General features: G+C 25.4%; 7 protein-coding genes. 4 read left to right on the top strand and 3 right to left on the bottom strand.

All coding sequences use genetic code 11. From position 1 onward, the window contains the following. A partial coding sequence (locus Q4A58_RS07570; RefSeq protein WP_303118027.1) for an SIR2 family protein occupies positions 1-797 on the bottom strand: 797 nt, incomplete at its 3' end. A 421-nt stretch (positions 798-1,218) separates the two neighbouring features. On the opposite strand from Q4A58_RS07570, the gene cls reads away from it, so the two are divergent. Both cls and Q4A58_RS07560 read left to right on the top strand, forming a co-directional pair. Next, positions 1,219-2,670 (top strand): cardiolipin synthase, encoded by a 1,452-nt coding sequence (cls, locus tag Q4A58_RS07565; RefSeq protein WP_303118026.1) that lies wholly within the window; start codon positions 1,219-1,221, stop codon positions 2,668-2,670. 8 nt (positions 2,671-2,678) lie between these two features. After that, complete coding sequence (locus tag Q4A58_RS07560; protein ID WP_303118024.1) at positions 2,679-3,611, top strand: homoserine kinase; 933 nt, start codon at positions 2,679-2,681, stop codon at positions 3,609-3,611. Between the two features lie 61 nt (positions 3,612-3,672). Here Q4A58_RS07560 and Q4A58_RS07555 read toward each other — a convergent pair whose 3' ends face one another. Next, positions 3,673-4,446, bottom strand: a complete 774-nt coding sequence (locus tag Q4A58_RS07555; RefSeq protein WP_303118023.1) for an RNA methyltransferase — start codon at positions 4,444-4,446, stop codon at positions 3,673-3,675. Positions 4,447-4,520: 74 nt separating this feature from the next. Beyond that, the gene (locus Q4A58_RS07550) at positions 4,521-5,408 is read right to left on the bottom strand and encodes a DMT family transporter (RefSeq protein ID WP_303118022.1); all 888 of its coding nucleotides are present in this window, start codon (positions 5,406-5,408) and stop codon (positions 4,521-4,523) included. Positions 5,409-5,548: 140 nt separating this feature from the next. On the opposite strand from Q4A58_RS07550, the gene Q4A58_RS07545 reads away from it, so the two are divergent. Both Q4A58_RS07545 and dnaN read left to right on the top strand, forming a co-directional pair. Next, positions 5,549-6,577 (top strand): extracellular solute-binding protein, encoded by a 1,029-nt coding sequence (locus Q4A58_RS07545; protein WP_303118020.1) that lies wholly within the window; start codon positions 5,549-5,551, stop codon positions 6,575-6,577. Positions 6,578-6,601: 24 nt separating this feature from the next. Next, positions 6,602-7,690 (top strand): DNA polymerase III subunit beta, encoded by a 1,089-nt coding sequence (gene dnaN, locus Q4A58_RS07540; RefSeq protein ID WP_303118018.1) that lies wholly within the window; start codon positions 6,602-6,604, stop codon positions 7,688-7,690. The last annotated feature ends 98 nt before the right edge of the window (positions 7,691-7,788 follow it).

Raw genomic sequence — 7,788 nt, 5'->3', positions numbered from 1 at the left:
CCCTGAAGAGGAGCATCACCTGCCGCTTTCATTTCAGGAAAATGCTTTTTAATAACATTAAAAAATTCAGAATAAGTTCCCTCTATAAGATTTATAGAATATTTCTTTAAAAAATTTTCCATTGCTTCAGTTTTAATAGAGCTTTCATTATATAGGAAAATAGGCTTATGTAAGCCTTTTGTTTTTGCAAAGATAAAGTTTAAAATTCCTAAGAAAGTTGCATCATTAAAATTTATTCCTAGAAGTATTGTAGGATTTTGGCATAACTCTTCTGCTAATTTTTTCCAAAAAGCTTCATAAAAGGATAGAAGTTTAACTCTCTTTACATCCTGAGTGGAAAGAATAAAATGTTCAGCTTCTCTTAAATCTCCATATAATTTATAGAAAGACAGCTTATTTATTCCATCTTTATTTATTGAAAAAGGAGTGTTTTTATTAATTAAATCAAAAAAATAATCCTCAAAAATATAATCATATTGTGAACTTATGATAGTTGAGAATAGATTAGAATCAAAAAGCTCTTTATAAAAAATATTGTTATATTTCGAATTTTCAGAAAAAATTCTATTTAAAATATCTATTATTTCACTTTTTTCAAATATTACATCATCTAAAAGATTTTGTGCCAATTCTGGCAGAGAAATATTGTTATTTATTAAAACAAAATCTTTTTTCTTAACTGAAAATAATTCTTTAGATATGGCTTGAATAGTAGGTGAATTGGTAAGTTTATTCAAAAATTCACCTAGGAAGATATTAAATTTATTGGAATTATTTTTTAAACTTAAATCTGCCATAATTTCTCCTCCTAACTGTTCTATACTTCTCAGACTTATTTTAACATAAATACTGTAAATTATCTATATTTTTAATAAATATTAATAACTTATTTAAATATATTTTTTAAAAAATTTTTAAGCTAATACAAAAAGATAATTTTAAAAATAAATAAAAAATATTTTAAAATATATTATATAAATTTAGTTTTTAAAAATTTTATATAGTCAATGAATATAAAATTTTAAAGTCTTTGAAAAAGATACTCTAGATAAAAATGATTAGAGACTTTTATAAAGATTTGATCATAAAATTTGTGAAATTTTAAAATGTAACAGCTACTTTTGTTATGTAAAAAATTAAAATGCTGCAAATGCAATTTAAATACTTTTAAAATTTAAAAAAGAATGGTAAGATATAAAAAACTCGAGGTGATATGTAATGGCAGAATTTTTTCAGAAAGTATTTGAATTGTTTTTGAATTATATATGGATAGCGAATTTGTTTTTTATTGTAGTTATAGTTTTAATGGAAAAGAGAAATCCTTTGTATACAGTGCTTTGGATTTTTATTTTAGCAATATTTCCTTATGTTGGTTTCTTTTTGTATCTTTTTTTAGGTATGAGTTTTACAAAAGAAAGAGTTGCAAATAAGGCTTACAAGAAAAAACATTTGAGAGTTAGAAGAGAAATAGCAAAATTAGAAAGAGAAGATTTAAAAAGATGGAAAGGTTTAGTAACATATCTGGATATGAGTTCGGATAATTCATTAAATTTTAGCAATACAGTTGAAATTTATAATGAGGGAGAACATTTTTTCGAAAACTTAAAAAAAGAGATAAAGAATGCGAAAGTTTCTATAAATATGGAATACTATATCTTTAACTATGATGATATTGGTAGGGAAGTAATAGATCTACTGTTAGAAAAGGCAAAAGAAGGAGTTAAGGTAAGTCTTATAGTGGACGGCGTTAATAGAGCTAATAACAAACTTTTAAGAATTTTTAATCATACAAAGGTAGATTTTAATTTATTTTTTAGAACTTATATTCCAATTTTTAACTTAAGAATTAATTATCGTGATCATAGAAAGATAACAATAATAGATAGTAAAGTGGCCTTTATAGGTGGAATGAATATAGGTGATGAGTACTTAAACAATTCTAATATGGGATATTGGAGGGATACATCTATTAAAATTATAGGTGATTCTGTTTTAGATCTAGAAAGAGAGTTTAATTTTATACTTGGGATGATAAAAAAAGAAGAAATAAAATATGAAAAAAATAAGTATGAACATTATGATTTCCTAAAAAGTGAAATGGAAAATATGCAAGAGGACTCACTAAAAAGTATTCAAGTGGTTAGTTCAGGACCAAATTACGAATTTAGAACTCTTAGAGATAGTTATCTTAAACTTATTCAAGGAGCAAAGTATTCAATTTGTATTCAAACTCCTTATTTCGTTCCTGATGATTTTTTATTAGATGCCTTAAAAACTGCTATTTTATCTGGTGTTGATGTAAAAATAATGATACCTAATAAGGCAGATCACTTTTTTATATACTGGGTAAATCAATTTTATGTAGGAGAACTTTTAAAAATTGGAGCCACTGTCTATAGATATGAAAAGGGATTTTTACATTCTAAGGTAATAGTTATAGATAGTGAAGTTGTTTCTATGGGAACTTGTAATCTTGATTACAGAAGTTTTTATCTAAATTTTGAAATAAATGTAAACATCTATGATAAGACAACAGCTACTTCTTTTAAAAATCAATTTTATAGAGATATAAATGATTCTAAAAAGCTTGAACTTGAAGATTTTGAACAAAGAAGTATTTTTATCAGAATAAATGAATCTATATTGAGATTACTGTCACCAATTTTATAAGGGGGAACATGAAAGTTTATAATAAACTTAATGATGAAGAAAAAAAATATATAGAGAATAGTTATCAGATAAAAATAAATAGAATAGAATTTATAGATATGGGTATATTAAATTTAACTTTTATGCTTATGACGGATAAAAAAAAATATATTTTAAGGATATACGAAGCTGATAGAAGTTTGGAAGAAGAAAAACAGGAGATAGAGCTACTTGAAAAAATATCAGAAAGTATACCAGTTCCAAGAGTTATAAAAAATAAAAAATCTGAATATATAACTGAGTATAATAATAAAAAAATAGCCCTATTTAATTACATAGAAGGTTCGATATTGACAAGTAAAGATATAAATCAAGCAATTATTAGAGAAATTGCTTGGTATTTAGGGAAGTTACACAAATTTTCAGAAAGTTTTAATCTAAAAAACTTCAATAGAAAGACTAGAATAGATTTAGATTTTTATTTAAATGAAATAAAGAAAAGTAAGATTGAATTTGAAGGAAAGGAAAAAATTTTTTTACTTGCTCAGGATTTAGAAAAAATAAATTTTAAAAGCCTGCCAAGTGGAATAATACATTCAGATATTTTTCCTGATAACATAATAATGAAGGATGGGCATATAAATGGAATTATAGATTTTAATGAGGCTCACTATGGACCTTTTGTTTATGATTTAGCAATAGTTATAAATTTTTGGATAAGAGATAAAAAATTTTTAAGTTTTCAAAAAGAAAATGATATGATAAGAGATTTTTTAAATAATTATTCCAGACATCGAAGACTTGAAAAAGAAGAGATAAAGCTTTTAAATTATGCCTGTAAGAAAATGTTTTTAACATTTATAGCACTCAGATTTTATAAAGAAAAAATTGAAAAAAGTGATAAATTTTTATTAGGACTTAAAAATAAAAATTATTTAAGTCTTATGAAATTATTGGACTAATATATAAAATAAAGCTGTTGCAAATTATATTTTTTTAAAATGCAACAGTTTTATTTTTATATTAAATAAAATTTTGTAATTCTCTAAATTTATATAAGATTAAGGCTGAAGCAATTGCTACATTTAGAGATTCAGCAGCACCTAAAATTGGAATAATAGTTTTTGTGCCATTAAGTTTTAAAAATTCATCAGACACTCCCCTGCCTTCATTTCCTAAAATGATGGCATTTTTATTTTGAACTTCGATTTTATTATAGGGTAGGGAATTTTTGTCAAGGTATGTAACAAAACAATGATATTTATTTTTGCTTAGAAGTTTTAAAATGTCCTCTTTTTCCATGTAAAATAGATTTACATTTAAAATAGAACCCATAGAGGCACGGATAACTTTCTCATTGTAGGCATCAACTGAGTTTTTTGTCAAAATTATATCTTTAAAATTAACAGCATCACAGAGTCTTATAATAGTTCCTAAATTTCCTGGGTCAGAAATATCATCCAATACAACAATATCATTTGATATCCCTTCTAGATGAAGTTCTTTTTTTCTATATAGAATTAAAATACCTTGCGAATTTTCTTGAGAGGACAGTTCCATAAATATTTTTTTATCTACAAATATTTTCTTTACATTGAACCTAGATATTTTCTCCAGATAATTTTTATTTTCTAAAATGTCTTCTTTTATAATTATCATTTCAGGAATATATTGCAGATAGTCTAAAAATTTTAGTCCTTCTGCTAGGAACTTGTTTTCACTATCTCTATATTTTTTTTGTTTTAATTTTTTTAAATTTTTGATAAGTTTATTATCTCTACTTTTTATAATTTCCATTTTTCACTCTTTTCAATCTAAAAATTTTTTCAATACTATAATTATTCAATACTATAATTAAATATGAAACTATATTAAAATTTTCTATAATTTTTTATAAAAGTCCATTTAGTTTCCTGAGTTATGATTCCTAAAAATATAATTATACAGGCAAAAATCATAGTTAAAGACATTTTCTCGTCCAAATAATAAACAGCAAATATACTTCCAAAAACAGATTCCAAAGCTAAAATTAAAGCTGTACTTGTAGCAGATATATATTTTTGTATTATATTTTGAGCAACAAAACCTATGATAGTGCTTACAAAGACAAGATAGGCTATAGAAAATTTTGCATTTTTTATGACAGAAAAATCAAAGTTTTCAAATTTATATGAAAGAATCATAAAGATAGCTGCTGTTACAGCGAACTGTATAATACTTAAAATAATTGGATCGGAGTTATTGCAATATTTTTCTATTGTAATCATATGGAGTGCAAAAAAAAGAGCACAGAAAAGAGAATACACATCCCCTTTATTTATTCCATCGATTCCACCTAAGGTTAGCATAGCTAAGCCTACTAGAGCTGCTGTTGCACCTATTATAGCATAGATATCAGGTTTCTTTTTATTTATGAACCACCTTAAAAATGGAACCATAATTACAAAGGAACCAACTAAAAAAGATTGTTTAGATACATTTGTATGTTGAATTCCCATAATCAAAGTAAAAAAAGAAGCAAATAGAGCAAGTCCTATAGTGAAACCAGCTCTTAAATCTTCTACTTTTACTTTTATCAGTTTTTTTATATAGATAAGTCCTAGAAAAATTACTGCACCTACAAAGCGTATAGTCATAAGAGTAAAGGGTTCAATAATATCTAGGGTATCTTTTATTATTGCATAACTGGTGCCCCATACAAGTGCAACCATAGCCAAACTTACACTTGCAACTACTGTTTTATTTTTTTTATCCATCATATCAACCTCTAAATAAAGAAAGAATAATTTTATTAATAAATAAATTATAATCTAATATTAACTAAATAACAAATAAAACTTGAATAATAATTTTTTAAAATGTATAATGAGTTATTGGAAAAAATACTTGGAGGTGTAAATTGAAAAAAATAATTTTAACAGTTTTGGCATCAATTTTTATTGTATCATGTGGGGGAGGAAGTAAGAAAGAAAAACTATATATTTATAGTTGGGCAGATTACATTCCTGCATATGTATATGAAGACTTTGAAAAAGAAACTGGAATAAAAGTTGTAGAAGATATTTATTCTTCTAATGAAGAAATGTATACAAAAATTAAAGCAGGAGGAGAAGGCTATGATATAGTTATCCCTTCAAGTGATTACTATGAGATAATGTTAAGAGAAGGAATGTTAGAAAAATTAGATAAATCTAAAGTAGAAAACTCTAAAAATATAGAAGAAGTATATATGGCTAAAATAAGGGAAGTAGATCCAACAAATGAATATGGTGTTCCTTATGCATTAGGTCTTACAGCTATTGCTGTTAATACAAAATACGTAAAAGATTATCCGAGAGATTATACTATTTATAATAGAGAAGATTTACAAGGAAGAATGACTTTGCTTGATGATATGAGGGAAGTTTTGACTCCAGCTCTAGCTATAAATGGATATAAACAGGATGCAGATAGTCCTGAAGCATTAGACAAGGCAAAGGCAACTATCTTAGCTTGGAAGAAGAACATAGCTAAATTTGACTCTGAATCTTTTGGAAAAGGTTTTGCAAGTGGTGATTTCTGGGTTGTACAAGGCTATCCTGATAATATTTTTAGAGAATTAGGAGAAGAGGAAAGAGAAAATATAGATTTAATTATTCCACCAGGAGATCAAGCTTACTCTTCAATAGACTCTTTTGTAATCTTAAAAAGTGCAAAAAATAAAGAAAATGCAATGAAATTTATAAATTATATCCATAGACCTGATGTATATGCTAAGGCTATGAGCCATCTTGAATTACCAAGTATGAATGTACCAGCAAGAGAACTAATGACAACAGAGCCAGTTTATAATATTGATGATGTAAAACCTGCTCAATTACTCATTGATATAGGTGAAAAATTAAATATTCAAAATAAATACTGGCAAGAAATATTAATAGAAAATTAATTTTAAATAGGGGGAAGTTTTACTATGAAATTTTCAATAAATAGAGAAAAACTAAATAGTATAATCACAGAATATAGTAATATTTTAAAAGAAAATCCTGTGAAACCTATTTTAGCTGGCTTATATATAAGTGTGAAAAATAATAGAGTTATTTTTAAAGGTATAAATACTGAAATAGAGTTAATAAGATATGCAGAATGTAATGTTGAAACAGAAGGAGAACTTTTAATAAGACCTCAACTTCTATTAGAATATACAAAGCTATTGGAAACGGAAAATGTTAATTTTGAAAAGAGAAATGGTTATCTTATAGTTAATGATGCTGAATTTTCAATTCTTGATGAAGGCTCATACCCTGAACTTTTTGAAATTTCAACTTTGGTTGCTGCTAGACTAAATAGCTTAAAATTTTCTAAAATGATAGAAAAAGTTAAATTTTTATCTGCAAGTACAGCTGATATACTTTTTAATTCCGTGAAAATAAATATAAATCTAGATCACATAGAATTTGTGGCAACTGATTCGTATAGACTGGTCTATTTAAAGGAAGAAATGCAGAATGCTTTGTCAAGAGAAATATTAATACCTACAGAAACAGCGATTGTAATTTACAAGATTTTAAAGGATTTTGATTCTGAAGTTTCCATTTCTTCAAGTGATGATAGATTAATATTGTTATGGAAAGATGCATACTTTAGCTGTAAGTTACTTAGTTTAAATTTTCCTGATTACAAGGCTTTATTTAATAACTTTAAGTTTGATAAGGAATTTGAATTTAATTCGACTGAGTTAAACTCTTCTTTAAAAAAAGTAATATCTGTAACTAAAAATAGTACAGATACTAAAAATGTGGCAGCTTTCAATTTCAAAGGAAATCAACTTGTTATTTCTGGAATGTCATCCAGTGCTAAAATAAATCAAAAGGTCAATATGATAAAAAAAGGTGATGATTTAAAAGTTGGAATAAATTGTAAGTATATTAAAGACTATGTTGATAATGTTGAAGAAAATGTGGTTATCTATGCTTCAAATTCTACATCAATGTTAAAGATAACTGAAGAAAAAAATGAAAACTATGTTTATTTGGTTATGCCAGTAAATGTAAGAAGTTAATAAAAAAGATTGAAGCTTTTACAAATTAAACTTTTTAAAATGTAATGGCTTCAATCCAATCCTTTAAAATGGAGAATCTAAATTCTCTATTTTTTTAT

The organism is Fusobacterium sp., from assembly GCF_030528405.1.
In the GTDB taxonomy this organism is placed as follows: Bacteria; Fusobacteriota; Fusobacteriia; order Fusobacteriales; family Fusobacteriaceae; genus Fusobacterium.
The sequence above is the reverse complement of the archived record's forward strand: the minus strand, read 5'-3'. Positions and strand labels throughout refer to the sequence as shown.